This window comes from Cellvibrio sp. UBA7671 (genome assembly GCA_002483145.1).
GTDB classification, from domain to species: domain Bacteria; phylum Pseudomonadota; class Gammaproteobacteria; order Pseudomonadales; family Cellvibrionaceae; genus Cellvibrio; species Cellvibrio fibrivorans.
Window position 1 is genome coordinate 475,967 of record DLHJ01000003.1, and the last position, 25,419, is coordinate 501,385.

A 25,419-nucleotide genomic window follows, 5' to 3' on the forward strand; every position below is an offset into this window, starting at 1 on the left:
AAAATATTGATTATGAAGTAGCCTACCAAATGACACTTAAGGGATACTTAAATAGATTATTTTTCAGAAATATATTTAGTTAATAAAATACATTTTTAATTTCCCATAGATGTCCTGCAAGGTTTAACGATATCAAGATCAGGGTTATAGATTTGTGTCTGTATATTCAGCATACCCAGTACAGTATGAAATAGATTATCGTGCGAGTAAGCCAGTGTATTATTCTGTTTAAGGCATTCAGTATTGATAGCATTGGCTTTTGCATAGTCATCTGATAGCCACAGAAAGAGCGGCACTTGTTTTTGTTCTTTAGGAGCAAGGGCGTATGGCATACCATGTAGGTATAGGCCGTTCTCGCCCAGAGACTCACCATGATCTGACAGGTAAAGTAGCGACGTATTGTATTGGCTACTTTTTGTTTTCAACCATTCGATGGTGCTATTTAAAAAATAATCGGTGTATCGAATGGTGTTGTCGTAAGCATTAATGACTTCCTCAGTGGTACAGTTTTGTAATTGATTGGTTTTACACACCGGAGTGAAAACCTCTTTATCGTCTGGGTAACGATAAAAATAATCAGGCCCATGACTACCTTTTTGATGCAACACAATTACCTTACTACCGTTTTCGGCGGTAATCTTTTCATCCAAAAAATGCAACAAAATTTCATCAAAGCATTCGCGATCATTACAAATATTTGGTATCTGAAGGCGCTGCATGTCTTCGAAAGCGATACGATTACATGTACCTTTACAACTAGAATTGTTATCACGCCATAAAACACTAATTCCTGCATGATTAATTACATCTAAAAGCCCCTCTTGTGACTTAGCTTTAGAATCTGAATACCCGCTGCGCCCGAGTGCAGAGAACATGCAAGGTACAGATACTGCGGTTTCGGTGCCACACGAAGTCACTTTTGGGAAATTGATGATATTTTGCTGGGCAATCAGCGGAGTTGTATCGCGTTTATAGCCATTTATACCAAAATGATCGGCTCGCGCAGTCTCTCCAACCACCAAGATAAATAGTGTTGGTTTGGCAAGGTATTTACCAAATGAATTAATCGCCGCATCATTCTCAATAGGTTTTACTTCAATAATTTTATTACTTGTAGCTGCATATGAAAGACCTGCGTAGATAAAATTTAGAGGATTGGCCATTTGACGAATGTTTTTGTGGTTACGAAAAAAAGACGCATAGTCCATTGACATACTCATTATCAATGCAAGACATCCAATAAAAGCGATAGCTATAAACTTGGTTTTTCGCCAGCACTCAGTTTTGAATTCTTCATAACTAATTTTAATTTTTAGTATTAATAACGCCGGAAGCAACCCAAGTGCAACAACATACAAAACGAGACTCATGTTGAATAAGTCTCTGGTTTCAGAAAAATCAGTTTCCGCGACGTTTTGGATCATTAGACGATGGATTACAACACCATAGGCATCCATAAAGTAAGCAACAATTGATGCAGTTATGAATACAATCGGAAAAATAGTTTTAACTATATACGGCAATGTAATAAGTGAAATAATTATGGATGTGAATAACCATAACACTAGACTTATATTCGCGATGAATATAAAACCTCTGAGGGTTGAGTAATCAACCAAGGCAAAGACTGTCTCAAAAAATGAGGAGTTATAAAAAATAACAAAAAATAATGCGCAGAATATTGAAAATTGAGTTGCACTTAGTTTCTGATCTAAGGTTTCATTCTGCGCTTTCGCGGAAATACTAATTGACATGTCAATTCCATGGTGACTGATTTTTAGATTTTTCTTTAAAGAAGAACAGAAACAACGCCAGTGAGAAAAACCAACAAATGGCAAGTGTCCATAGATCATGTGAAATAAAATGTGCGCCTCGGATTTGTTGCACAAAGCCAAACACGGCACCAGCAATCATAGAAGCTCCTAGTCCTACCCAGCGCCATCTGGATTGATAATATAGGCCGAAAAAATAACTGGAAATCCAGGCATATCCTGCACTCGCATGTCCTGCAGGAAAGCACCCAGCACCATTCCGCAGAAGCAACTGCTCCACTACTGACTTATAAACAAGTTGGCCGCCATATCGATTAAATTCCCAAGGACATGATATGGCGAGGCTAGACTTTAAAAATCCGATAAGTAAACTACTACCGGCGGTTGCTAAAAATAGATAAAGGAGAGGCTTTTTATGAGCGGCCAATGTCAAATTGAAAAAAGATAGGCCTAGGAGCACCAGTGATATCAATGCAAGAACAATAGACGCACTGCGCCCACCCTTATGAAAAAACACTTCGGTTAGCCAGCTATCTTTCCAAGTCCAACTATTGCCTTGAATAGCATAGAAATAATCAGCCATTAATCGATCAATATCAGCTATGTCGATTGCTATCGAAAGGACAACCAGAGTTACAAGCGGTATTAGAAAGTGCGACGCCAAAAATCTATTGGGGCTAACTATCATGAGATATATCAATTAATGAAAGTGAGACATATTAAAAAAGAAAACTTAGTTAAGACTTAGTTTTGAACAAGATCTTGTCGTCTGAAAAAGTGAAATCTTATTCGTATTTCACTTACGAAGATTATCGGAGGATTATTAAGGGAAACTTAAGGTTTAATAAGGTGAGTATTTTGGCCACAGTGAAGCTGTGTGCTAGTTGCTAATTTTTGCCTTTGATTGAGCTCGAATTACACCAGTGGCTGTTCTGCGGTTAAAAGCGCCAATGATAGAGTAATCTCCCTCAGGTAAGGGGCCAACAAATAGGAAGACTTCCGTTTTACCCATTATGATTTTTTTTAATTTGAGAGAGCGACTTTCGATTTCTTCTGCTGTCTTATCATGGTTATGGACGATTAGTTTTATTTTTGTATTGGCTGGAACCACCACTAGGTCTGTATCAAAGACATGTTTATTTATATCGATTTTGAATGTAGGAACATCATCAGATGCAAATGTGGCGTGTGCCAGCACCATTACACAGCATGAATGTCTGTAAAATTTCCATTTCATATAGGGGCGGAGGTGGCATGAGTGTGTTCAGCCTAATCTAAACGAATAAACTTAAATAAGACTTAGCAAAATCATTTACGTTGATGCGATCCACATGAGACTCAACAAATAATCCGATCTGGCGGACCTTATTTTTCATTTATAAAATAGCAGCAAGCTCAATCCACAGAAGGCGGTCGCCAGTCTCTTTAAGAAATCAATCAATACAGTCTCATTCCTACAGCGCGTCTGACCATAAGAAACCTTCGCTATAATTAAAGAAGCACCCAATCAGTTGATAGATGCGACAAAATGCCAGTATTTAATGCTGTTCACTTTCCATTCATCCCAAAACTGCTATATATTCAAAAACAACAGTCGGACCATAGGCTCCCCCAAATGGACAACAAAACCCTTGGTATAAGAATCCTCAAATCTACCGCACTCTTTACGGGTAAAGCGGTATGGTTCCTGTTGTGCAAAGGTTGTCTGGCAGTGCTGCTGATAATGGGATTCATTGTAAAAGCAATCACTGCACGCAAAGATGACGACGATGAGCAAGTTCGCCCCATGGGGCACTTGTATGATGAAGGAGACATTGATAACCCCTGCAATCCCATCTCCCCATTTTTCTTTCCCGATAATAAATGAGCCGCTTTAGTGCGGCTTACTTCTTCAATAGGGCGCTACTTTTGCCTGCACCAACACCACCTAGGCTGTTTATTGCTGTGGCCACCTGTGTACCTGCTGACATTCCTATTGCCCCCAAGAAATAAGTAAAAAGTAATGGAAGAAGGTAGTAACACATTCTTACTACCCAACTAATCGCCATAGCATCCGGATTATGTATCGCATCAGGTAGGACATAACCCACCACCGTTCTCCCGTCATCTCCAAAACTCAGCAGTGAATCCAGCAGAAAATTATCTAACCACGCAGCGAAAGCGAATAGGAACGACCAGAAAATAATACTGAACTGTAAGATGCTGAGCGTGACAAGGTTGCCCAGGTTAAACGAACCCAGCGTGAGTAAAATGGGCAAAACCACAATAAAAATCATCAACGTAATGGCTTGCAGCGCGGGTGCAATTTTTCGATAACTTTCAGTTTCGACGGCATTTGGAATCGAGGTGAATGCAGCCCCCAGGAACGCAATACCTGTTTTAACGGCGCTGACCGTATCAGAGCCGAGATTATCACCTCCACCTGAAAGCCCATTTCCCAAATTTAATTCCATCGAGCTTTTAGTATTAAATAATGCAGTTTTTATCAATGTGTTATCCCGATCTTCTGAAGTCGCAAATTTATCTTCGGACCATAAATTCCACCAGGCTCCGGTGCAATCACCGCAATCATCTTCAGCGCCATTTGCTTTCACATTGCTCAAGAGTCTTGTGCGCAACCCATGATCACTCGCAACACTAACGCCATCGGCCGGATAACCTAGCCACCATTCATGGCACGTGGGAAAACCACCTATATCAACACCCTCTGGCGGTGGAGGAAGCTTTACAGCATCGCGCGATTCCGAGTAGGGAAAGTGCTCGGGGGGCAACGCAGTAGAGGTTTTTAACGTATCGTAATAACCTGCACGCGACAAAAAGAATTCTGAGCCCGGCCATGAAATATCATCATAGATGGCGCCGTCCCGGAATTTTGCTGGCAGCTCAGAATCAGGTAATCGCTGGCTGCCAAATATATTCACGGCTGGCTTCCAGCATTGATTGTAAAAATCGCCTAGCTCATCCTTCAGGTTTTTATCCGGCACATCCAATTCTGATAGACCTGACACCATTGTTCTTAAATCGGCCTGGCACGGCAGCTCCTGCTTAGCCGCCTGAGAAATAGCGTGATTTAATAAAGTTACCAGGTACCACCAAAATGGAGCCTCCGGTGTTTTGCCATCCAGCATTGAAGAGAATGCAGCGGCTTTTTTATCGAGAGTACTTCCAGAGTCACCAAAGGACTTTTCTGTCGCCGTCTTTTCCAGTACGCCACTCTCTGTGGCCTCACACCGATAGTGCGTATAGGTTGTTTTTGAAAGCTGCACATAGATCATCGGTTGTGCCGCCATAAACACAACAAATAGCATTGGGTAAAGTCGGGTTTCAAGAATGCGAACAAGGCCTTCAGCACTTATCTCTACGGCGGAATCACGAGTATCGATTAGGACTTTAATAATAGCGGCGGTGAATGGAATCAACACCACGCCAGTGCTCACTAGAAGCGCCCATATCGCACCGTATAAATTCCAGGCCAATACACTTGTATAGAGTTCTAACACGCTACCCGTTGGCATTTATATCCCACCTCAATTAAATCAAATAGCCGATAATATTTGATGCAAAAAACAACTCATAACAAATCAGCAATACGAGTAAGGGCCGACGTGTAACGCGCACCAACTCCTGGCTGCAATTCTTGATGAACATCGCAAGTAACTTTCTCCAAAAATGCCATAGAGATACATAAAGAGACATGCGGAACAGTAGCAGCCAAGGTGAGCTGGAAAACGCATGAAGCGATTCAATTCGCTCACCTCCACCCGCCAGTAAAATTCTCAACAAAAGAAACCCAACAAGGACAGTCAAAAGAAAGCCAATCAGACACAGTGCCAACCTTTTTAACTTGTGCACCTTTGATGATTTTGCGGCTTCCGATGCATCCGAAAATGGAGAGCTGTTATGGCTCATTGATCGCTCCTTCTGTCATACCCTGACGCGCTGGTTTGATGCGGACGTAATCAATAAACGCAGGATCTTGTTTGCGACCCGAGCCGCGCTGTGCAATTGCACCCGCAGCATTGGTGATGACTTTCTGACGAACTTCCGTTTCAAATAAAATGTTATCGATTTCTGCCTGCAATCTTTTGCGTGAGTATTCGATTTCACTTTGTGCGGTGTCACCTGATGCGGAGATATTAGGCTCCTGTGCACCCGCATTTAACAGATCGCGAGCGATCAATGCTTTTTCCATTGTGCGCGCCAAGGCAATTTCACCCATTAATTTGCTAGCCAATATTTGTTGCTCATCGACCGGGGCGCGCTTCAGGTTTTGGATTGTCGAATCATTGATTACTACACCCATACCAGGAGCAGATAATTTGTTTAAGTCCGCTGACGTTATTTTGTAGTTCATGGGCTGACTCATAATGGCCGCCAAATCAGCCGCAACAATTTCACGCTCAACACGAAATTGATAACGCAAGCCTTGTCCAACCGTGGTTTTTAATTTGTCGCAATCGACACAGGTGCGAATTTCGCGCTCACCCACGACCGCTTTAGCCCAAGTAGTTGCTGCAGTAGCGTTTGGAAATACCCGTGTAATATTTGGATCGCCAATTACATCATCTTCATCCAGCGGCGTAGCAGTACCGACTAAGTGTGTGTATCCAGCACCAACTGTATCCTGGACTATCTTGATGGGAGGCTGCCCAATACCACCCTTCTTGGTGCCACCATCAAACATCACTCCTGCGTTACCTGCAGTAGCTTCAATAGATTGTTCTGCATCAACAGGGTTATCACCGGCAAGACTGGCTTTGTCCCACGAGCTCTTACGGGTGACAGCAATCCAGCCCTCTACTGGATCACGCCCGGAGCGCAAATCGGCTTTAGCATCACGGCAGGTTTTGAGAGAAAGCGTGTAGGACTCCTTAGCGTCTTTAAGACCCTTTGTCAGCGTGTCATAAAGCCCTGGCCAGTTTTCTTGTATCTTGGATAACCCCCACGCCGAGAAAACCGCTGTAGCAGCGCCTAGAACGTCTTCCGTGAGGCCGTAGACGTTATGCTTGATATTGCCGAAGGTATCGCTGATTCCAAAGCTGGGGTCGAATGAGCAGCCACGAAACATATTCCATTCCGCACCGGCCGATAAATTCAGCGTGGTTTTGTTGGACTGGTTGTAATACATGTAAGGATCGCCACCACCAATGGCGTAATACCATGCCCCATCACCTGTAGGTCTCACCATGTCACCTGCACTTGATGTGCCGGGTACCAATGCAGTACACATAACCACAGACAAACATAAATATTTTTTGAGTTTGTTCATCACATACCCCTTAAATTAAAAATCGATTTTGCCGATATAGGCGCCTTTGGCTTCGCAGCAGGCGTAATAGCGCCAGAGAGCCCACAGATAACTTTCGCGGGTTTTATTTTTGCCATTAGCCCAGGTAGCTGAACCGCCGAATATTCGTGTTGAGTTTTCTAATGACGGCGCCAACATTTGAAAACGATTGTCGTGACTTTCGTTGACGGTAACGGGGTCAGGTGGCCAACAACGATTTTCACAGCTGCCCGTTGCGGGCAAATAAATATGTGGTTGCGCATTTCGCGTAACAATTTCACTGGCGCGGTGGGCTGCGACAGCTGCATTGATAGGGTCGTATGGGTGAGCGCCCCAACCGCAGCGAGGATAGAGCGGTGCCCAATACCCTTGGCCAATACCTGGCAACCAGGCGCTGGTTTCAATTTTGGGAATGCCCAGGATTGATTGCGGAAAAATCTGCTCGATGCCTGGATCATTCCAAGATGGGTCAAGGCTGCTTTCGAAATGCGGTAACATAGGGATGCTCAGCATTGACTGACAGAAATATTCTTCGTCGCCCAGTGCGTTATAAAACGGCAAGGCAGGATGCGAAATAATTTCAACATGCTTAAAGTCCAGAGGTGTTTCCTGGTTATCTGCATCTTCTGTCTGGCTGATTGCGCCACTGGGCGTATCATTCCAATCCTTTATTTCATCCCACTCGGTTTGATAGGTGTAACTCGCCACCACAAGATCAGGAATGTAATGACCAACACGAACAGACTCTTCAATGTCGCAACTAAATAAGGTGCACTTTAACCAGAAACAGATCCCCAAAACTTCCCAGTCAAAACAATCAATACAATCGATCGCCGCCTTAATAATGTCTTCTGTTTCAAGAGAGCCATGCTTGGGGCCGGTGGGCACAGACTGCGAAACCGCACTCGCGGAACAAGTAAGCAACAACAATAGCAACGTAAATTTTTTCATCGCTACTGCTCCCGAATAGATTCAATATGTTGACGGTATAGCATTGTGGCTTGAGCAACATCCGTACTTCCGTAAATCACATACTTACCATCATCAAACACAATCGCCGGAATTTTTTTTAGTTGGTATTGCATCATTTTCTGACGACCGCGATAGGCATCACGCATGGCTATTTGGTACGCCTTACCTTCCTCTGATGTAAAAAATTGCTTCGCTTTTATCAAAGCTAGTTTTTCATCGGCAGGCAACTTGGGAGCAAGGCGTTTTTTTAAGCGCGAGGGTTCGCTGAGATCATAATGAATGACTTCTACCGCATTCACTGAACCCACATTTGCGGGTGACTCGGTAAACATCTCTATCCGCTCTTGAGCAAAAGCGGGAGCTGCAATTAACACCATGAGCAATATGCATTTATTTGCTAGGTACATGCGGAATACTCCAAACCCATTTACCATTGACCTCTGCACCAAATGCATTGTCGGTTGCCTTGAATAAGTGGCTTTTACGCGCATCAACTACCAAATAATAAACATCGTCTTTTTTAATCTCGCTTAAATGACACGGCGTTTCTTTGCCTGCATCTATGCGAAAAGCGTATTGGATGCACTCACTCATATATCACTCTCCTGCATTTTCAAGATGCTTTGCGACGGCCTTTGGCAATCATCTCGCCAATCATGGCAGCCGCCTCAAGCTCAGAAATATTGTGTTGCTGCATGAGTTTAAACCGCGCCGTTTTTTCTTCTTTTTCAGACTGCCCCAATGCCAGGCAAAGCCCCGGTGGAACAATTCGAAACAAGCCTTGTACGGTGTCACTTAAGATGACGCCTTCAGTGTATTTGCGCGGCGCTTTAGTGGTGGAGAGCATCATGGTGCGCTGATCAGGCGTCAGCTTTTTAAAACGCTCGATATTGGCAAGCTCTCCCTGATCCACAAATAAACACATCCACCACTCAAACATGGCAAGCATTTTTTCTGCATCATCGGGATAATCCTTCATATTTTGCGTGGCTTGCCAGAGCCATAAACCCATACGGCGTCCCAGAAGTTTTGACACCACAACCAAATAGGAGGCGAGTAATTTATCGGTGGTGATTACGTGCGCTTCGTCGGTAAGATTAATTGTGGGGCGACCGTCCCGCTGTGTGCGCTGAGCGCGCGCAATAATTTGATTTACGATGGAAATATACGCGACCGACAACTTATCTTTATTCGCGCCACCGGTGGCCAAAGTACCCATTTCAATTCGGATAAAATCGGCATCCGGTAATTCACTACCTGGCCGATTAAACAATTCACCAGCAAAGCCATCGATAAACAAGCTCATGGCTTCCACCATTTCATCGATACGACCAGCGCGTTCAGGCTTCTCTGGTTTTAGTGCTGCGAGCGCATGAATTACATCTTCAGTGAGGAGATCTTGTTTTCGCGCGAGCTTTGCTTGCTTTGCGGAATTGAGAATCGCCGTTTTTAACAAGCCAACATCAGAACGACTCATGCGCTCTTCTTCGCGCGTTTCTCCTCCGGTGACCATGAGCCGAGCAATAATCAGCATTTCACCCAAAATATCGCGCTGCCCACCGTCAGTAGTATCCGTATCCTTAGTAGCCGATTCCAACTCAGCCTCACCCTCCAATACTTCCTCCATAACAGAGTGGGCTTGAATTAAATTGCCATCGTCATCAATTAAATCTAGTGCGGGTTTAAAGGGCGGAATTGATGGAGCTACACCCGGGCGCAAGACAATATCCACAACTGACTTGCCCCATAATTTGAAAAACTCGGATAATAAATTGAATGAGTTACCGGCCTCGATCACCACCCAACGTGGATTGTGAATCGCTGTAATGAGCATTTGCAGCCACACCAAGGTGGCGGACTTACCGGCACCGGTGGGACCAAATAAAAACAGGTGTCCGTTTTTGGTTCGATCCTCTTGATATAGGGGGTCGCACATGAATCCTTCACCGCCACGATTAAAGCCCACAATCCCAGGATTGCCGGTACCAACGCTGCGACCATAAACCGGTAAGAGATTCGCCAAGTGATGCGCATAGACAAGACGCTGGCGAATTTCCACTTGAGCTAAGGTAGGGTCGTATGCACCAGGCAAAAACCGGATATAGCGATCGAGGCGCACTTCGTCGTATTCCGGATCAATAACTTGCAATCCATTTGCACTCAACTTGGTTTCTACTTGCATGATGACGGAATCAAGTTCGTCATCATCTGATGCACGCAGTGCAACTCCAATACTGTAGGGATAGAGTTTATTTCCTCGTGCAATTTGCGCACGCGCATAATCCACTTCATCACGTGTCGCCTCTGCCTCTGGTGTATCACCTTTAGAGTTTTTAGCCAGTTTTTCCAAATGCTTCCGCACCGCGCTTTGCTGCTTCACAACAAAGTTGGTAATGACTAGCGAACCTTCTGGCAATTCATCAATCAGGCAGGTAATGCGCGCGTTTGCACCACTGACTTCCTCTTCGCTAACGTAGCGTTCTGCAGTGAGCTGACCTATCTTGGGGGCATGATTCATTTGCTCGATCGATAACACTGTGTGCGGCATTCCATCAAAATACCAGCAGCGGGTTTTTTCATCGGAACGCACATCGCGCGTCATCACATCATTGGATAAATCATATTCAGCCGTTTTTTCGTCTTCGTTGTGTGCGTAGGGATTCAGGCGAAGCCATGCCTCTGTGTCACCCTGTGTCTGCTTGGGTTTTGGATTAAACCAACGGAATAACCAATTACGAATATCTTCGCCTTTTAAGCGGCGACCATTTAACCCGGCTGCCTTTAACATTTGATAAACGCGGTCACATTGCGCATCCAATTCTTTTTCCGGTGTCATCCCTTTTCGGCGCGAGCTTGCACCATTGTGACGACGATAAAACACCATGTAGGTTTTGCGGCGGGAACCACCCCAATTGCGATCGTTCGCCAGTGGATCAGTAAACAAGCCGCCTTTGCGCGACATATCCTCAATGTGTTCACGAAAAATGGTATCGATAAAATACTCAGTGTACTTATCGATGGTGGTGTCGCGCTGTGCATGCACCTTGATCGCATGTTCACGCAAGCGATCTACAATTGAAGTAAAAGACGCTGAGTCCAACCATGAATAAGTTGTGACCACCCAAGGTGAATGATTTAGCTCTTCAAAGGTGCCAGTAATAAAATCTCGAATTTGATTGCGCTGTTGCGTCATAAACTCTTTTGAACGAGCCTCAGTAGGGACAGGCTGTATTTCAAATACCGCCGCCACACTCCGCCCGTCTTCAAGCAATAGTTTGTCGTTCTCAATAATATCTAGCCATGGCAAATAACCCGCGATCGATGATCGTTGTTTATAGGCACGCTTCAAATCATTCGCAGTAACGTCTTTACCGTGAATGGGAGCTCCGCGCAATAAATAATCCTGAATACCTTGCGAAACTTTCGTAATCAAGTCGGCAGTCATCTGTGAGATAGCTCCTGCACTTGATGTTGGGTATTCGCCTTAATGGCGGATTTTTTTCGATCTTTCTTCAGTGCATCATTTTGCTCATGAACCTTCTGCACCTGATAGTCAGACAGGATCTTGGCTGCATCCAAGGTCTCACCTGGTAAGGCGTAGGGTTGTCGTTCGTACATTGAGAAGCGTGTAATGTAAGCAGGCACAGGGGCGCCGGTGGCTCCTACAGCATGAGGGCGAACGTACATAAACAAATCGGGATTAGGCAGTCGCGGATACAGATGATCTAAACGCTCTGGATAGGGTGGCAACCCCAATTGCTGATCTGAGGGAGCAACAGCTGGGCGCTGCATGAGCGTTGCCTGGCGCTCTGCAATTTGTTCCTGGTTCGACCCGGTATAGTCTTCATAGACTTGTTTCATTGTCGGCGCGTTAGGGTTGGCCACATCTTCGAGCTTTGAAGCACAACCTGTTACCAGTAATGCAGATAACACCGTCAGTAAATTAATCGAGCGCATTAACATTATTGCCTCCGGTCGCATACGCTAATTTGCGTGCATCGCTGTGATAGTCGATGTAAAGATCCTGGGTGATATTGAGCGAAACCATGGCTGAGGGATCGACGTAAATAACATCAAATGTGTCACGCATACGTTTGCTGTAAAAATCCATCACGGTTTCCATAGAATCTGAATAAGTTTGATTGGTAATGAAGGCTGATTTGTCGCCGGTCACACTGGTCGAGCCGCCCCCCAAAGGATTATCGGTAGTGGTCGTTTCAGCAGCCGCTTTTGCATCAAAATAGGATTTGGCTGTACCCAACAACCCCATCGTAAATAATTGCTTGTGCGCATCTGTAACCCTGCGTCCAGGGATGCAAGGTACACCTTGAGGATTCGTGACATACCCGATACTGGCTGACCCTTCGCTTTCAGCAAACGGTGATGTAGATTTACCCGATTTAGAGCCACCACCTCCTTGCTGTTGGTCATAACGCATATGCTGAATTCGTCCATCGGCAAATGTGTATGTGGCCGCAGTTAGGCTCACAGCAGCACATGATAGATTCCAATTTCCACGTACAATCCCTTCAAAAACAATTCCTTTCAAACCAGGAATTCGCAGGCCATTCGTTGCAAGGTTTTCTTCACCCACAATAAATTTAGCGGGAAATGGGTCCGACACTTTTCCGCCAAGCGGCACAGTGCCGATGAGAGCAGTCATTGCTACCGCTTTAAAAATGGTACCGCGCGCAGGAATGGTGTAATGCGGAGTGATATCCGGTGCAATTTTGCCACCTGTTTTTTTCAGGGTATTGGTGACACCGTATTTACTTGCAGTCTGTGATGCACCAGCAACACCTGACGACATTTTTTCTTTGAGCATGGATTCGGCAAGTTTGGGATCAAACCCCAAAAGCTGTGTCCGTGTCATTGGCCGAATAGTGACGTAACCGGGCAACGAGCGCGGACCTTCGACCACACCCTTTTTATTTGAGGATTTACCATCTGTTTCACCCCAACCCAAATCATCTTCAGTTACTTCATAGCCATTTTTTTGTGCAGCTTTTTCCTTGCCATCCTTGAGCATGTTTTCAGACAGCACGTTGAAATCTTCTTTCATCTTGCCCAGCTCGCTGGTCAATTGCTTAAATAAAGGATCTTCAGTGACATTAGTTGTTGTGGTGCTGGATTGCGGTTTTCCTTCAAGCAGAGCAAGACGACGATCCAATTCTTCCTGGTTTTTTTTCAAGCGCTGATTTTCATCCACTTGCGCGGTATAGCGAGCTGAAACCTCTTTGATAGTTTCAGAAACAGTATCACCATCCTCGCTAACAGCAGACGTAGGTTTTGGAGCCGCCGTTTGTATTGGAGTGGGCTTAGGCTCATTTTTGGAGTTGATAATGGCTGCTCCAACGGCCACACACAAAATAACGACAATGACCCACACCAACTTATTAGTGCTCATATTAGTAGCCATAACCATCCTCCATAATTGCCGAAGCAAATGGTGTATCTGAGACCAGATATAAGGTGGTGCGATCTTCAAGTGTTCCGGCAGCACCCAGTGTCAAATGTTGAGGAGTAATATGCGTGAAATTCCCGGCCACTAATCCAGAGTTGATATGAATCGCAATAGGGCTTGTATTGATCACCATCACCGCCGTCACGTAGCGACCATAACCCGACCACGCGCCGACAATCGAAAAACGATATTGCTCACCGGCTTGCGAACGCATCAATGGAAAGTTGGCAGGCAGTGCTGATATCGCCTGTGCATTAACATCCGGATTCACCGGAATTAATCGACGTGGTGCATAGAGCGATTGAGAAGCGAAACGAGTCAATATAAGCTCAGGTGGATCAAGTAATTCCTGAATACCACTTGAAAACTCAGCGCTTTCGGAATCCTGACCTTGTTGTGCCACAACACGATCGGGATCTTCGATGATTAGAGATTCCACGACGGCATTTTGTTGCGCAACCAAATCCACCAAATAAACAGTTTCATTGTCTGTGCTGGTAGCAATAGCTCGCACTGATTCAAATTCCTCAGTTGCCTTCCAATAAACAACACGCTGGTTGGGTGCAAGTGATTCCAGTTTTTCAGTTACTTCCAATGGCAGTTGCAATGCAACATCTGCTGGAAAAGTTACCCGAACTTCCTCACCGACGGGCAACACAATTGTGATCGGGTATTTGTCCCAAACGATGGTGCGATCAGCCAATGCCAATGAAGCACACAGCAGCTGCATGAGCAGTATCACGGCTAAAATTTGGTTACGTTTCATTGGCTTTTATTCCTCGCTTTTTTACTGTTCTCTTCTGCTTCCTGCTCGGCGCGAGTAGGGTCAACCATGAACCCATCGAGCGCCATGCCCATGACATTGCACTTACGTGTGTCAGGCACAACACGAAGTGAATAACTCATGCCAACGTCTTTAATAACGACGCCTTTAACCCGCTCTTGTATTGTTGTCAGTAGTGCAATCGAAAAAATATTGCCGCCAAGCGGTGTCACAAACTCCGGCTTATAAAGACCCAAGTCTGCTAGCACACGAGTTCGATCTAGCTCTCCTTGTCGCCGTTTCAGCGCTTCATTTTGTTTTAACCATCGCTCGAATTCAGGCGTTACCAGACATTGATACTCAGTGATTAATCGTGAATAATCTTCTTTGCCTGAAACACTCCAGTCATTCAAATTCCGCCACACATACACCGCAAAAAAGAATGCGTTTGCCGCTTGAAGTTCTCCAGGGTTTAAAACTGCACCCTTCGATAAATCCGGCGGAACATGCACTGTGATTTCATTTTGACGCGAATAAATGACCAGTGACTGCAAAAACAGCAGCCCCATTAATACCAATAAAACAATTCGCAGCGTCCAGATATGTGAATCGCGCGAATGTAATGCGTTGCGAGCATCACCCACGTCGTGCCCCCTTACCGAATCTTTCCGAATGACCTATGAACTTTCCCGAAGCCATCCCGATACTTAACTTAAAAAGAAATAGTTTTTCTTTAAACCAAGTGAGATAAAATTTTTGCCGAATGTGTTTAAGCCAGTTCATTGCAAACCAGGACACACCCACAGAAATGATCAAACCAATGATTATGCCGAACATGATAAATCCGATGACAATCCCCACAACGACACCAATGGTTAAACCGATAAACGCTCCGATAAAAAATGACCCCATCAATTCAGACTGGGTGCAATCGTTGTAGACAATCGGTTCTTGATTAACAGCATCTGCCAATCGATCATCATGTTCAGACATAAGGCAATCTCTTGGGATTTAACTGAGGAAAGATAAAACCCAAGTGCCCACGGCAATAACTAAAATCACCATGATCACACTACCCAGTGAGTCGCCCACAACGGCTCCCCATTTTCCTTGATCGTTACTCTTCTGTTCATTCCAGCTTTTCAGAACTGTTTTGAGTGCAACAAGGCCTGATAACAACATCGCAATCCAGATTGCAATTCGCGCGATGTATTTCAGAATGATCACCAAAATAGACGCACCGTCAGAATCAGCGTCGATACCATCAATTTCGACGGTTGGCATAGTGATATCCACTTGCGCATTAGTAAGGCTTGTAAAGAAAAAGCCTGTCACCAAGATTAGTGAAGTGAGGATAGATTTTTTGCAGAGAGCGATTTTCGCGCGAGCGCGTGACCGCCATAATTGACCAAAGGAAACGAGCTGTAACATAACAAAACTCCGTGATGGTTAATGAGACATGAACACTGCGATCAGTAGTAGCAGCAGAAACAGTCCTCTCAACACAATCCAGAGCACACCAACATCATCTTTATTTCGATCTTCGCTTCTATTTTTAAAAGCTTTAATAATTATGATCATCCATGCAAGAGCCATTACCAAAAACAAAAATCCTGCCAGTATTGTATAAAGCACATCGGGTGAGCCAAAGTACGCAACAAATACCTCTTTTGCGGCAGCGTTCATTCCTAATTATTTCCCGCCAGAGTTAGCCCTTCCAACTTTCTTGGCGAGCGTGATGGATTATTTATATGCGCCTCCAATGCACGCTGCAGTTCTTGCAAATCATGGCGCAACGCAACATAGTCGAGCGTTACTCGCGCATCTGGATCTGCTTTAATAGACGCTTTTGCGGCCATTTCATCTACATGCTTTAAATCTTGCACAATTTTTATTAAGTAACGTTTTTCATCTTCAGTAACGGTATCGGTTTCGGTATCGGCAATACTGTTACCTACACTTAGCAGCCCGATAATTATGATTAAGTATTTCATTGCGTGACCTCCTCTTTAGTAACAAGCACGGGATAAAATTCCAACCCAAATACAGCCGCTATTGATTCAACCGGTATTGCATCCAACGATAAATCACCGCCGTATTCGCGCAGTATTCTCATTTGCTGATCGGACTGCACATTGGTGACCAGTCCCCGAGCATTAATTTCAATCAAATACGTGCGATTAGCTTCAAGCCACTCAGCCGAATGCTGATCGTAGCCAACAATAAAAAATGGGCGTTTGACAGGTTTGTTGTGGACATGGGCATCAATAACTCCTACTCGCATATTTGATTCCACCGGGAACCTCTCCAGGATTGGTTGCCGCACTATCGCTGCAGGAATTGAATTTTTACTTGCTATAGTCCGCAATCGCTCAGAGGGTGATACCAGACCAGTTTCCCTACCTCCAAAATCGGCAATCACTTCCGGCTCTGCCATTACCATCGGTGCAATCATTAACCCCAATAAAACGCCCTTCGGTATCATGGTGTAATGGTCGCCATTTGAGTTATTAAACCTACGGACGCTCTGCCATAAGAATGGCAGCGTGAACTTATGCGTAAACATTTCTTAAGCACCAACTGTTGATAAGCATTTGCCAATTTTTTATTGCTGGGGCTGTGATACCGACCCACTGCAACCCACCAATCGGGAGAACCTTCACTCAGGGTTTTTATATAATGGTCTGCCAGTAATTTTGCCGCGTAATTTAAATTCTCTGTTGGATCGAGTGCCTGGAGTGGAGATACAAATTGGCTGATATGGGAGGGCATGTATATTTGTCCAATCCCAACTGCGACGCGCCCGACCTTACCTTCGCGTTGCGCATGTTCCATTGCTGTAAGCAATGCCATTTCTGCCTCCTCGCGGGTATCAAAGTAATATCCTTTTTCATCGATATTTAATGTCCACGGCCAAGGTAAAAATTTATCCTGCCCTGACTTACCACTCTCTTGCAACGCGATCGAAAAAAACACCTCCACCGGCACACCGTATTGATCGGCTATGATTCTGTAAGCGCGCGGAATTTCCGCGTGAACAGTCATGGCAATCAAACCGATACATACACTGAGAATAATTTTCATATCGCGACTATCTGGTCCCCGCCTGCAATCTGACGAAATAAGCTCGGCAATTTGGGGGTTGGAATTCCCAAACTTCCCGTCACCAAACTAAATACCCCTTTATCGTGATTGAGCGTGATCTCTTTGGTTTTTACGCGCTCCACCGGAACGCCTGCGCTCTCAGCCCATTTGAATATTTGCTCATCGGTTGTTGCACCCAGCACAAAAATATCCACCTTGGCTTGTGTTTTTAAAACCCGAGACATCAGTGAACGGCAATGCACATCACAACTACCCACTTGTATGAATAGACGTAATTTTTCATAGGGCTTGATAGTGGCAAGAGTAGGAAGTCGCTTTTGTATCCACTCCACATAGCGCTCATGCACAATCGATCGCTCTTTGTCATAGAGTGTCTGAAATTCAGTAACACGATATTGTCGCCAAGTGTCCAGCTCCGCCTCTATGCGTGCATAGCGACGCTTTTCTTCCGGAGACTCTGCATAGTGAGCAAGTATTGCAAGAGGTGATGCATTGTTATCCCACAATGCCCACGGTGAGTTTTTCTTTAACGTTTCATAGAGTGACCACTCTTCGGTGGTGAGCTGCCAAAATTCATTGGGTTGCGTATGCACTTGTGAATACCGATCCAACAGCGACTCTGTACTGGTCGTCGGCTTATATACAACCGGTGCATTATTCAATTGACCACTGGCCGGAGCACTCTGAACACCAACTAGCAGCCAGAACCATACAGCCAGATATAGAGTTGATGATTGACGGATAGTCAACATTAGAGCCGTAACTCCTGCACTTGACCATTCACGTTAAAACGAGCAACTTTTGATGCCGGGTCTGCTTCTAGAAGCGTCCAGCCGCGCCAAGCATCTCCTGGCATTAACAAGTCTGATTTATCCAGCCCATCACGCAAGGACACCAAGGTTGTACCGGCTTGATTGCGAATGGATACTAATACCACTGGAATTACAGGAGCAGGTTTCGGTTTGGCCTGTGTGACTTGCTTCTTTTGTGCAGCAGCTTGTATTTGCTGTGCTCTTTTATGTTCGGCAATTCTTTTTTCAAGATCTGACGTAAAACGCTCTATATTAGTAACGCGCAACGCGGTTTTATCGATTGCAAAGGAATTGGCATCGACTGATGAAGTGAACACTTCTTGTTTTTGTTTTATTTCATCTAGTGACTGCGAAAATAGCTGCAGCTGCGCACTTAACTCTTGAATTGCAATGGCAGTTTTGTCGGGTTTCGATTGTTCCGACTTAGCACCCACCCACACAAGCAACTGATCTTTACCTATCACAGTGAACGCACCCGATATCACTATTGCAAGCATCAGCACAACGAAGCTACTTGCGAAAATTGTGGCAGAAGATGATCCTCGCTTTGTGTCCGCCCTGTGAGTTACCCCACCACGCAATTCTGGTTCAGCTGTAATTCCGGGTAAATCCGGCAATTCCGAATGGCTCATTTCTTACCTCGACCTAAAGAAATTTCTTAAATGTCTTCGCTGTTACGAAAAGCGAAAACGCAAACAAAGCCATCACCGGCAAAAACACCAACGATGGATGAATTGATATCGGCGCGGTTAAATACCCACCGAACGACAGAAACAAAATTGGCACAAGTAATCGTTTGGCTCTGTGGTACAACATGGCCGATTCAATACCACCACAGGCTCTACGAATATCACGCTCCACTAAACCATCCACAAATGCCACTAGCCCCACTAACACAAAGCCGGTGAGCGCACTAACACAGATGGCACTGCGTACCGCAAAAATAAAAATCGTATTGACCAGTGCATCGATTCCATAAATCGCTATTTGCGTAGCACCACTGATAACACCATCAGCAAGATGATTGGATAGTTCGCGCAGTTTCAGAAAGGAAACGATGGTATTGGCTACACCAACAAATTGAATACCAAGATCACTGGGATAAAATCCGGTAATTAAATTTTTGTTGTAAGCACCCAGATATGTCAGTTCCTGAGTCAACATTTCTTTAGAGTGATTTGGCCCCCAAAGCCAGATCATGCCCGCCCATTCAATTAGCACAGATGCACCAATCGCCAGCAATGACCACCAGCCAAGCTTGAACACATTTCCGACTGTTGAGCCAAACAACCAACCCCAAATTCCAGGACGCTTGGGTGGTGCAGGACGTTCTGATCGTGTGACCGTCATGCTACTGCTCTCACCTCACTTAAATTAAACCATTCATCATTTGCACCATTGCTGTCGTATTTGGCTTGCATTTGTTTGCACAAGAAATCCAAATTTTTTGGCAATTCCCCCGTTTCTTTGAATAGAGGCAAACGTAACTTGTAGAGTTTTCCACCCAGCATGGCGTAAGCATGACCTTTGGGCAGGCGAGTTAAATCACCAGGGGCAACCAATGGGACTTTTTGTGTGGAAATACGCTGTTGTGTATTAGAACCAAAGTCATTCGGCGAATCAGGATTGGTGTCATCCGATGTACCTGAAACTAATGTGAGCTGATTTACTTCAACGTCTTGCAGAAGATCAGTTAGCAGCTGCGCTGTTGCATGCTCTTTCACGCGCAACATAATCAGGTTGCCTAAGTTACCGATTACCTGACCTGCCTTGGCATCGTTGCCAAATCTGGCTTTGATATCGCTGAGCGTTTGTGTGTAAACAGTCAAACGGAAACCTGCACCACCAGCTTTGTTCGCCATAGGTACAAATTCTTTTCCAACGAGCTCATTAAACTCATCGGCATGAATGCAAATCATGCGACGTGTCGCCAATTGCGCAAGCTCTGGCGAAAGACCGTGGGTCTGTCCAAATTTATAAAGAGCACCTGCGCGCGAGGTGAGATCAGCAAACATAGAGTTGCCAACAGCTTGTGCAACTTCTGCATCCGTTAGCGCGTCCAATCCCACATAGACAATTCCGCCTGTACGAATAACTTCGTCCCAATCGAAAATCGGACGCGGATCATCCATATCAAAATAATTCGGTGACAGTAACTCTGCCGTGGGGCCTGATGTAAGTTTTTCCAGCAGCGGGAATAGTGATGCGACTAATTTGTCGTAGAAACTTTTTTCGTACTCAAAGGTTTTGATCAAGGCTCCTGCTACTTGATCCATCAAGCCTGCATCTTTATAAAGTTCCGCCATCGCCCAGGCACGGCGATCACGCGATGCCTGCGCCTTATCTGCTTTACGATCAGATTCAATTAAACTTTGCGATGATTTACGCCAATTGGAGTGCCCCGCTCGACGCAATAACTCTTCTGAGCTTGGCAGATCGAAAACTAACGTGAGGTATTCGACCAGCAGCGGATCGATATTGGAACCGTAATGCAGAATGTTGTCGTAAGTTATTGGCTTGCCTAAAGCAGTTAAGGCTTTGGCAATCACGTTCACGTAACGCCAGGCAAATTCGCGGAATGCAGCGCTATTCCCTTCGCCAGGTAATTGACCGGCAATACGGGAAGCAGGCTCGGTGATTCGATTGAATGAACCCACTGGGTTGTAGCGTGCAGATAATTCTGGATATCCCAAATGAAAACAATAAAATTGGTGACCGCGACCAGCTTTGACTGCCTCAATGTAGGTGCGCTTTAGTAAGTCCGCATCACCCTTTGGATCAAACACAATGACCACTTCACCATTGTGAATGTCTTGAGCGATTAATACCTCAGCTAATCGAGTTTTTCCAACGCGCGTCGTACCGACAACAAAAGTGTGTGCGACACGCTCGGACTGCCGCTCATATACCGGTACCTCACCTTCCCATAATCCAACAGCGTGAATTGCGGGAATACCCTCTACATAGGGAATTGGTGCGACTGGGTTGTACCAGGCTTGTGCGGAACTTGCCCATGCCATCCAAGCCGTTATTGCCGAGCGGCGCAGCACTCGTTCCAACGTGCGCGCAACTTTGTATTTATAAGTTTGGTGTCGGTATTTATGCCAATCGAATTCCTGCCGATCAAAATCCACACGACGCTGCGTGTGACGCGCTGTCCACTCAAATCCTAATCCTAAAAACAAATTTTCTTTTGATACTGGTATGTCATTGCTGTCGATGGTAAATCCCGGCAGCACATGCATTTCATATTGGTATTTCAATAATTTCCGAGTTTGATAAAAACGTTGAGCGCACCGACAGAACATGCCAGCTGCAATGCCGTAGGTTAGTGAGGGCGTGCTTAACGCACCCATTAGCACCGCTGGTGAGAGCAGTGTGAGTGCACCTGCGAGACCGTATGCAGCAGCAGACATAGTCTCGTAGGCGGGGCGCAATAAATTTTCAACGGGATGCTTTCTGTTCATGCGGAGGATGATAGCGATCAGTTTTTCAACGTCATGCATCAAATTGAACTAGCCGCGTGCAATTTGATTGCTGCGCAAAAAAGTCAAACCCATTACAAAGCGCACAAGCATGGCCAATGGGCTTATCCCAAAAAAAGCGCGCGCCACCTCCCGATAAATCGTCCGGCGGCGCGCGCGCTAAAACGCTAGGGGTAATGGATCACAAGGGGTTAATCAGTGAAAGGAAAATGGCCGTTAATGGTTAAAGGGCAACTGAAAAAAGGCTGAAAGAGCAATGACTGACACCTGCAACAACTTTGAACAATCACTAATTTTGTTACTGACGAAATTACACAAAAAAGACTGGGCGACCCCAATCAAAGGGTTGGAAGAAAAGTTTCGGCAGATTCCCGACACAGAGAACAGCTTCTGTATTGAAATGATTAATCTGTTGCATCAGCTCTGCGAAGCTCGTGAAGTTGATAGCGATATACCACTTGCGCAGCTGGCCGCTATTCGCCTTGCCTCGTTGGATTGCTGGACTTATCGGTTTTTTCGCGATGCTACCGATGGGCGACATTATCTTGATCCTCTGACTGCATCCTCCTCTGATTTTTCACATGGAATTGCCATTACGCAAAGCAGCACTGCTTATCCTGCGACAGACATTATCAAGCGCTGGGCGCGCGAGCATTTACGATGAGCCAGCTTCTGCCTATCTGCACGGCGGAGCAGTTATTTGCCCAATGCAAGCTTGATCCAACTTTGGCAGAGCTACGCACTCTCGCCGGACTTGATGCACCCGTATTCGATTTATTAATAAAAACGCCCATATATCAATTTGCTGAGTTGGTTCAACTCGCACCGGCTAGTGAAGCTCACCATCACGCAGGTCCCGGTGGATTGTTAAAACACACGCTAGATGTGATTACGCTCGCGTTAAAAAAACGTCGGGGTTACCAACTTCCCATTGCAGGTTCTTTGTCAGAAATATCTACGCAGCGCCATTTGTGGACTTACGCCATTTTCGTTGGCTGCCTTTTGCATGACATTGGAAAACTTAGTGCAAATACACGCTTGATCCTCATTGCTAAAGACGGATCTGAAAAATCATGGACACCCCATAGCGGGACAATGACCCACTTAAAAAACCTGAAGGGCTACCGTATCGAATTCAGGAAGACCCCTTATCACTATCACGCACACTTGGCATTAACTCATTGGGATTTGATACCAAAGGAAGCGCGAACCTGGCTAATTGAAGCCAGCAATATCATGGCCGAACTAACGGCATGGCTGTGGGGCGATAAATTTGAATCAGGGACGATTGGCGACATAGTGGAAGCTGCCGATAGGGAATCAACTGCTAAAGATTTGCAATTACCTAATGAGCCACGTTTCAGTAATGCCATACCTGTAATCGAGCGCTACTTAAAAATTATTCGCCACTGGATTCAGGAAGGCGGTATAAAAATTAACACCAATGGCGGGATGGGTTGGGTAGATGGCTCAGGACACCTGTACCTGGTGTGTCGATCGCTCGCAGAAAAGCTAATTCAGGAATGTAATTCACAGGGACTGAAACATCTCCCGCAAGATCCTGTACGCGTATACGACATATTGCAGGAACATGGCTATGCCCTACCAACGGATGATGGCAAAGCCATCTGGCCGATACGGGTAAAAACTTCAGGGTATGAACACAAATTCACTTGCCTCAAGTTTGAGGCGAGGAAACTGACCCTTCCATCCAGGCCACTGAGGGCATTGGAAGGTGAAATATCGATTGTAACTACGGACATACAGGAAACAGTCACAACCCTTCAGGAAGCTGAGTCAATTGAAACTACAGCATTTGAATTGGAACCTGCAAAAGAGGATTTGAATAATACACAACGTGAAATCAGTAACGCCGCTAACGCAAAGGAATCGGACGAGGAAATGCCATCGGATGAGGACATCCTTACAGCTGAAATCAGTGACTATATACCCGATGCAATACAGGAAAGTGCTCCTATGCGGGACACTGTTGAAGACAATTCGGCAACTGCCATCACTTCACATGATTCAGAGAAATCACCATTACAGGAAACTGAGGCGGCGGTAGCCGATCAGGAAACTGGCGCCGTTGCGGAATCTGCAATCGGACTTATCAGGAATCTGGATTTTGAAGCACCGGATACTGGGCAAAAATTTTTATCCTGGTTACAGCGCGGGCTGATCGAAAAAACAATCATCATCAACAACATCACAGCCGAAGTGCACATTGTTGATGAGGGAGTGTTTTTGCTTGCACCAGCAATTTTTAAAACATTTCTTCGCCTCCATGGTGTTCCCGAAGAGAAACACAAAAATCTCTCAAAACGCTTCCAAAACCTCCGAAAACATATTCGGAACGGCGATGTAAACATTCATCCCTACTGGGTTAGCTCCACCAACCGAAAAACCAAGATCAACGGCTGGCTGTTGCCGTTTAACGTTATTTACGAAAACGACTACCCAGTACCAAAACCCAACAAGTACATCAAAAAAGAACTGGGGTCGGGAGGTGAATAACATGTGACGCTTAAAATTACATTCCCAAACGTTATGAGAACTGCATCACAATGTAATGGCGTCGAAATACTCAAATTTTTTTCTATGGGTATATTTGCGCCGCCTATAAATTAGCCACGGTTATGAGGAATTCACATAAGAATTCTTATAAGGGCTTGAGAAGCACGGAGTGACCTTCATGATGAAAATTATAGACTTAGCGAAGGAATTCGCCGATTTGAACATATTCAACGAATTTACCCACGCTACCCTCATGGATAAAGTGAAGGTGTTTTGTCAGCGAAGCGGTGTCCATAGCATCGATGATCTTACTTTAGATTCCATCGCGCGCTTCAAAAGAAAGACGTTGGATATAGCTCAGCCAATCACCTATAACGGGTATATCCGGTATATGCGGTTAGTGATTGACCATGCCATCAGCAGGAATCTTACCGATAAAAATCTGTTTCGATCGGTGCGGTTGGCGCCAGTTGGCGCGGTCCCACGTAAAGTTCTGGAGAGAGAGACAATTGATGAGGTGTGCAAGCACATCTACAGCAACCCCGACTATTACAAACCGAGCTGGTTTTGGCTCACCGTAATTTATGCTCTTTACTTCACGGGTATGCGCAGACGCCAGTTAGTCACATTAAAGTTGGGCGATATCAATTTTTCTGATGAACTCATCCTATTAAGCTATGAGGGCTCTAAAACACACAGAAGTTGGTCGATTCCAATGCATGAAGAAGTTTCATCACGCTTACAGGATCTAATTTTAAGGAATGAACAAGTGATGGGGCGAAGTATGAGACCAAATGACTATCTGTTTGTTGCCTCACGGTTCTACCCTCGCTACCGTGTCACCAGCAAGGGAAACATGAAGCCAGAAGCAATAACAGGGTTTTTTAAGAGGCTAAGTAGGGATTTAGGGAAATCAGTTGGGGCGCACAGATTTAGGCATACTTTTGCAACTGAGTTGTGCAACCCATCTGACGATAGCACGCCTGATATTTTCGCGGTTCAATCAATTCTGGGGCATACAAATGTTCAAACAACCAGGAACTATGTACAGACAAGCACGGATAGAATGGAGATCACAATCAATAGAATAAATACCCCTTTTAGTCGTACGTATACGTTTTGAGTTGACATTTAATTGATGACAGGTAATCTTATAAGCGATTCACATATTACTGCGATGTGAGAAAGGCTTTTCATACAAAATACAGAGGCAGATCTGTATAGCTCGAAACAGTATTCCTC

The 25,419-nt window shown here is 45.1% G+C and carries 28 protein-coding genes; 4 read left to right on the forward strand and 24 right to left on the reverse strand.

Annotated elements, in window-relative coordinates; all coding sequences use genetic code 11:
- Positions 1-95: 95 nt before the first annotated feature.
- From B4E62_RS04655 to B4E62_RS04665, 3 genes are all read right to left on the reverse strand, one after another.
- A complete protein-coding gene (locus B4E62_RS04655) occupies positions 96-1,754 on the reverse strand; it encodes a phosphoethanolamine--lipid A transferase (protein ID WP_331351250.1) in 1,659 nt (552 codons plus the stop codon).
- Between the two features lies 1 nt (position 1,755).
- Positions 1,756-2,355 carry a phosphatase PAP2 family protein gene (locus tag B4E62_RS04660; protein ID WP_331351251.1) on the reverse strand — a complete coding sequence of 200 codons (600 nt, stop codon included), beginning with the start codon at positions 2,353-2,355 and terminating at the stop codon, positions 1,756-1,758.
- A gap of 297 nt (positions 2,356-2,652) precedes the next feature.
- Complete coding sequence (locus B4E62_RS04665; RefSeq protein WP_331351252.1) at positions 2,653-2,973, reverse strand: cupredoxin domain-containing protein; 321 nt, start codon at positions 2,971-2,973, stop codon at positions 2,653-2,655.
- A gap of 414 nt (positions 2,974-3,387) precedes the next feature.
- On the opposite strand from B4E62_RS04665, the gene B4E62_RS04670 reads away from it, so the two are divergent.
- A complete protein-coding gene (locus B4E62_RS04670) occupies positions 3,388-3,639 on the forward strand; it encodes a hypothetical protein (RefSeq protein ID WP_331351253.1) in 252 nt (83 codons plus the stop codon).
- 16 nt (positions 3,640-3,655) lie between these two features.
- Here the strand turns inward: B4E62_RS04670 and B4E62_RS04675 are convergent, their stop codons facing one another.
- From B4E62_RS04675 to traD, 21 genes are all read right to left on the reverse strand, one after another.
- Positions 3,656-5,287 carry a conjugal transfer protein TraG N-terminal domain-containing protein gene (locus B4E62_RS04675; protein ID WP_331351254.1) on the reverse strand — a complete coding sequence of 544 codons (1,632 nt, stop codon included), beginning with the start codon at positions 5,285-5,287 and terminating at the stop codon, positions 3,656-3,658.
- A 16-nt stretch (positions 5,288-5,303) separates the two neighbouring features.
- Positions 5,304-5,681 carry a hypothetical protein gene (locus B4E62_RS04680; protein WP_331351255.1) on the reverse strand — a complete coding sequence of 126 codons (378 nt, stop codon included), beginning with the start codon at positions 5,679-5,681 and terminating at the stop codon, positions 5,304-5,306.
- Complete coding sequence (locus B4E62_RS04685; RefSeq protein ID WP_331351256.1) at positions 5,671-7,041, reverse strand: integrating conjugative element protein; 1,371 nt, start codon at positions 7,039-7,041, stop codon at positions 5,671-5,673. Before B4E62_RS04685 ends, B4E62_RS04680 begins: the two co-directional genes overlap by 11 nt.
- 15 nt (positions 7,042-7,056) lie before the next feature.
- Positions 7,057-8,010, reverse strand: coding sequence for a TIGR03756 family integrating conjugative element protein (locus tag B4E62_RS04690; protein WP_331351257.1), 954 nt, complete (start codon positions 8,008-8,010; stop codon positions 7,057-7,059).
- A gap of 2 nt (positions 8,011-8,012) precedes the next feature.
- The gene (locus B4E62_RS04695; RefSeq protein WP_331351258.1) at positions 8,013-8,408 is read right to left on the reverse strand and encodes a TIGR03757 family integrating conjugative element protein; all 396 of its coding nucleotides are present in this window, start codon (positions 8,406-8,408) and stop codon (positions 8,013-8,015) included.
- Positions 8,409-8,421: 13 nt separating this feature from the next.
- Positions 8,422-8,625 carry a hypothetical protein gene (locus B4E62_RS04700; protein WP_331351259.1) on the reverse strand — a complete coding sequence of 68 codons (204 nt, stop codon included), beginning with the start codon at positions 8,623-8,625 and terminating at the stop codon, positions 8,422-8,424.
- Positions 8,626-8,644: 19 nt separating this feature from the next.
- Complete coding sequence (locus tag B4E62_RS04705; protein ID WP_331351260.1) at positions 8,645-11,476, reverse strand: conjugative transfer ATPase; 2,832 nt, start codon at positions 11,474-11,476, stop codon at positions 8,645-8,647.
- Complete coding sequence (locus B4E62_RS04710) at positions 11,473-11,994, reverse strand: TIGR03751 family conjugal transfer lipoprotein (protein ID WP_331351261.1); 522 nt, start codon at positions 11,992-11,994, stop codon at positions 11,473-11,475. Before B4E62_RS04710 ends, B4E62_RS04705 begins: the two co-directional genes overlap by 4 nt.
- Positions 11,975-13,450 carry a TIGR03752 family integrating conjugative element protein gene (locus tag B4E62_RS04715; protein ID WP_331351262.1) on the reverse strand — a complete coding sequence of 492 codons (1,476 nt, stop codon included), beginning with the start codon at positions 13,448-13,450 and terminating at the stop codon, positions 11,975-11,977. The genes B4E62_RS04710 and B4E62_RS04715 overlap by 20 nt, the downstream gene beginning before the upstream one ends.
- A complete protein-coding gene (locus B4E62_RS04720; RefSeq protein WP_331351263.1) occupies positions 13,440-14,261 on the reverse strand; it encodes a TIGR03749 family integrating conjugative element protein in 822 nt (273 codons plus the stop codon). Before B4E62_RS04720 ends, B4E62_RS04715 begins: the two co-directional genes overlap by 11 nt.
- A complete protein-coding gene (locus B4E62_RS04725) occupies positions 14,258-14,902 on the reverse strand; it encodes a DUF2895 family protein (RefSeq protein WP_331351264.1) in 645 nt (214 codons plus the stop codon). Before B4E62_RS04725 ends, B4E62_RS04720 begins: the two co-directional genes overlap by 4 nt.
- Positions 14,895-15,251, reverse strand: coding sequence for a DUF3487 family protein (locus B4E62_RS04730; protein WP_331351265.1), 357 nt, complete (start codon positions 15,249-15,251; stop codon positions 14,895-14,897). The genes B4E62_RS04725 and B4E62_RS04730 overlap by 8 nt, the downstream gene beginning before the upstream one ends.
- Before the next feature lie 18 nt (positions 15,252-15,269).
- A complete protein-coding gene (locus B4E62_RS04735; protein WP_331351266.1) occupies positions 15,270-15,542 on the reverse strand; it encodes a hypothetical protein in 273 nt (90 codons plus the stop codon).
- A gap of 165 nt (positions 15,543-15,707) precedes the next feature.
- On the reverse strand, positions 15,708-15,944 hold the full coding sequence (locus tag B4E62_RS04740; protein ID WP_331351267.1) for a hypothetical protein: 237 nt from the start codon (positions 15,942-15,944) through the stop codon (positions 15,708-15,710).
- A 2-nt stretch (positions 15,945-15,946) separates the two neighbouring features.
- A complete protein-coding gene (locus B4E62_RS04745; RefSeq protein ID WP_331351268.1) occupies positions 15,947-16,252 on the reverse strand; it encodes an RAQPRD family integrative conjugative element protein in 306 nt (101 codons plus the stop codon).
- Entirely contained in the window at positions 16,249-16,824 is a 576-nt protein-coding gene (locus B4E62_RS04750) for a PFL_4695 family integrating conjugative element protein (RefSeq protein WP_331351269.1), read from the reverse strand. The genes B4E62_RS04745 and B4E62_RS04750 overlap by 4 nt, the downstream gene beginning before the upstream one ends.
- Positions 16,740-17,342 (reverse strand): hypothetical protein, encoded by a 603-nt coding sequence (locus B4E62_RS04755; RefSeq protein WP_331351347.1) that lies wholly within the window; start codon positions 17,340-17,342, stop codon positions 16,740-16,742. The genes B4E62_RS04750 and B4E62_RS04755 overlap by 85 nt, the downstream gene beginning before the upstream one ends.
- Complete coding sequence (locus B4E62_RS04760) at positions 17,339-18,115, reverse strand: hypothetical protein (protein ID WP_331351270.1); 777 nt, start codon at positions 18,113-18,115, stop codon at positions 17,339-17,341. Before B4E62_RS04760 ends, B4E62_RS04755 begins: the two co-directional genes overlap by 4 nt.
- The gene (locus B4E62_RS04765; RefSeq protein ID WP_331351271.1) at positions 18,115-18,807 is read right to left on the reverse strand and encodes a hypothetical protein; all 693 of its coding nucleotides are present in this window, start codon (positions 18,805-18,807) and stop codon (positions 18,115-18,117) included. Before B4E62_RS04765 ends, B4E62_RS04760 begins: the two co-directional genes overlap by 1 nt.
- A gap of 13 nt (positions 18,808-18,820) precedes the next feature.
- Positions 18,821-19,525, reverse strand: a complete 705-nt coding sequence (locus B4E62_RS04770; protein WP_331351272.1) for a DUF4400 domain-containing protein — start codon at positions 19,523-19,525, stop codon at positions 18,821-18,823.
- Positions 19,522-21,642 (reverse strand): type IV conjugative transfer system coupling protein TraD, encoded by a 2,121-nt coding sequence (gene traD / locus B4E62_RS04775; RefSeq protein ID WP_331351273.1) that lies wholly within the window; start codon positions 21,640-21,642, stop codon positions 19,522-19,524. Before traD ends, B4E62_RS04770 begins: the two co-directional genes overlap by 4 nt.
- 274 nt (positions 21,643-21,916) lie before the next feature.
- Here traD and B4E62_RS04780 point away from each other — a divergent pair, with 274 nt between their 5' ends.
- The 3 genes from B4E62_RS04780 (at position 21,917) to B4E62_RS04790 (ending at position 25,300) form a co-directional block, all read left to right on the forward strand.
- Positions 21,917-22,324 carry a hypothetical protein gene (locus B4E62_RS04780; protein ID WP_331351274.1) on the forward strand — a complete coding sequence of 136 codons (408 nt, stop codon included), beginning with the start codon at positions 21,917-21,919 and terminating at the stop codon, positions 22,322-22,324.
- On the forward strand, positions 22,321-24,177 hold the full coding sequence (gene mobH / locus B4E62_RS04785) for a MobH family relaxase (RefSeq protein WP_331351275.1): 1,857 nt from the start codon (positions 22,321-22,323) through the stop codon (positions 24,175-24,177). The genes B4E62_RS04780 and mobH overlap by 4 nt, the downstream gene beginning before the upstream one ends.
- A gap of 178 nt (positions 24,178-24,355) precedes the next feature.
- Positions 24,356-25,300: a site-specific integrase gene (locus B4E62_RS04790; protein WP_331351276.1), complete on the forward strand. Its 945-nt coding sequence runs from the start codon at positions 24,356-24,358 to the stop codon at positions 25,298-25,300.
- The last annotated feature ends 119 nt before the right edge of the window (positions 25,301-25,419 follow it).

Coding starts and splice junctions, on each gene's coding strand:
- B4E62_RS04655 (WP_331351250.1), bottom strand. CDS start 1,754: ATGTCAATTAGTATTTCCGCGAAAGCGCAGAATGAAACCTTAGATCAG.
- B4E62_RS04660 (WP_331351251.1), bottom strand. CDS start 2,355: ATGGCTGATTATTTCTATGCTATTCAAGGCAATAGTTGGACTTGGAAA.
- B4E62_RS04665 (WP_331351252.1), bottom strand. CDS start 2,973: ATGGTGCTGGCACACGCCACATTTGCATCTGATGATGTTCCTACATTC.
- B4E62_RS04670 (WP_331351253.1), top strand. CDS start 3,388: ATGGACAACAAAACCCTTGGTATAAGAATCCTCAAATCTACCGCACTC.
- B4E62_RS04675 (WP_331351254.1), bottom strand. CDS start 5,287: ATGCCAACGGGTAGCGTGTTAGAACTCTATACAAGTGTATTGGCCTGG.
- B4E62_RS04680 (WP_331351255.1), bottom strand. CDS start 5,681: ATGAGCCATAACAGCTCTCCATTTTCGGATGCATCGGAAGCCGCAAAA.
- B4E62_RS04685 (WP_331351256.1), bottom strand. CDS start 7,041: ATGAACAAACTCAAAAAATATTTATGTTTGTCTGTGGTTATGTGTACT.
- B4E62_RS04690 (WP_331351257.1), bottom strand. CDS start 8,010: ATGAAAAAATTTACGTTGCTATTGTTGTTGCTTACTTGTTCCGCGAGT.
- B4E62_RS04695 (WP_331351258.1), bottom strand. CDS start 8,408: ATGGTGTTAATTGCAGCTCCCGCTTTTGCTCAAGAGCGGATAGAGATG.
- B4E62_RS04700 (WP_331351259.1), bottom strand. CDS start 8,625: ATGAGTGAGTGCATCCAATACGCTTTTCGCATAGATGCAGGCAAAGAA.
- B4E62_RS04705 (WP_331351260.1), bottom strand. CDS start 11,476: ATGACTGCCGACTTGATTACGAAAGTTTCGCAAGGTATTCAGGATTAT.
- B4E62_RS04710 (WP_331351261.1), bottom strand. CDS start 11,994: ATGTTAATGCGCTCGATTAATTTACTGACGGTGTTATCTGCATTACTG.
- B4E62_RS04715 (WP_331351262.1), bottom strand. CDS start 13,450: ATGGCTACTAATATGAGCACTAATAAGTTGGTGTGGGTCATTGTCGTT.
- B4E62_RS04720 (WP_331351263.1), bottom strand. CDS start 14,261: ATGAAACGTAACCAAATTTTAGCCGTGATACTGCTCATGCAGCTGCTG.
- B4E62_RS04730 (WP_331351265.1), bottom strand. CDS start 15,251: ATGTCTGAACATGATGATCGATTGGCAGATGCTGTTAATCAAGAACCG.
- B4E62_RS04735 (WP_331351266.1), bottom strand. CDS start 15,542: ATGCCAACCGTCGAAATTGATGGTATCGACGCTGATTCTGACGGTGCG.
- B4E62_RS04740 (WP_331351267.1), bottom strand. CDS start 15,944: ATGAACGCTGCCGCAAAAGAGGTATTTGTTGCGTACTTTGGCTCACCC.
- B4E62_RS04745 (WP_331351268.1), bottom strand. CDS start 16,252: ATGAAATACTTAATCATAATTATCGGGCTGCTAAGTGTAGGTAACAGT.
- B4E62_RS04750 (WP_331351269.1), bottom strand. CDS start 16,824: ATGTTTACGCATAAGTTCACGCTGCCATTCTTATGGCAGAGCGTCCGT.
- B4E62_RS04755 (WP_331351347.1), bottom strand. CDS start 17,342: ATGAAAATTATTCTCAGTGTATGTATCGGTTTGATTGCCATGACTGTT.
- B4E62_RS04760 (WP_331351270.1), bottom strand. CDS start 18,115: ATGTTGACTATCCGTCAATCATCAACTCTATATCTGGCTGTATGGTTC.
- B4E62_RS04765 (WP_331351271.1), bottom strand. CDS start 18,807: ATGAGCCATTCGGAATTGCCGGATTTACCCGGAATTACAGCTGAACCA.
- B4E62_RS04770 (WP_331351272.1), bottom strand. CDS start 19,525: ATGACGGTCACACGATCAGAACGTCCTGCACCACCCAAGCGTCCTGGA.
- traD (WP_331351273.1), bottom strand. CDS start 21,642: ATGAACAGAAAGCATCCCGTTGAAAATTTATTGCGCCCCGCCTACGAG.
- B4E62_RS04780 (WP_331351274.1), top strand. CDS start 21,917: ATGACTGACACCTGCAACAACTTTGAACAATCACTAATTTTGTTACTG.
- mobH (WP_331351275.1), top strand. CDS start 22,321: ATGAGCCAGCTTCTGCCTATCTGCACGGCGGAGCAGTTATTTGCCCAA.
- B4E62_RS04790 (WP_331351276.1), top strand. CDS start 24,356: ATGATGAAAATTATAGACTTAGCGAAGGAATTCGCCGATTTGAACATA.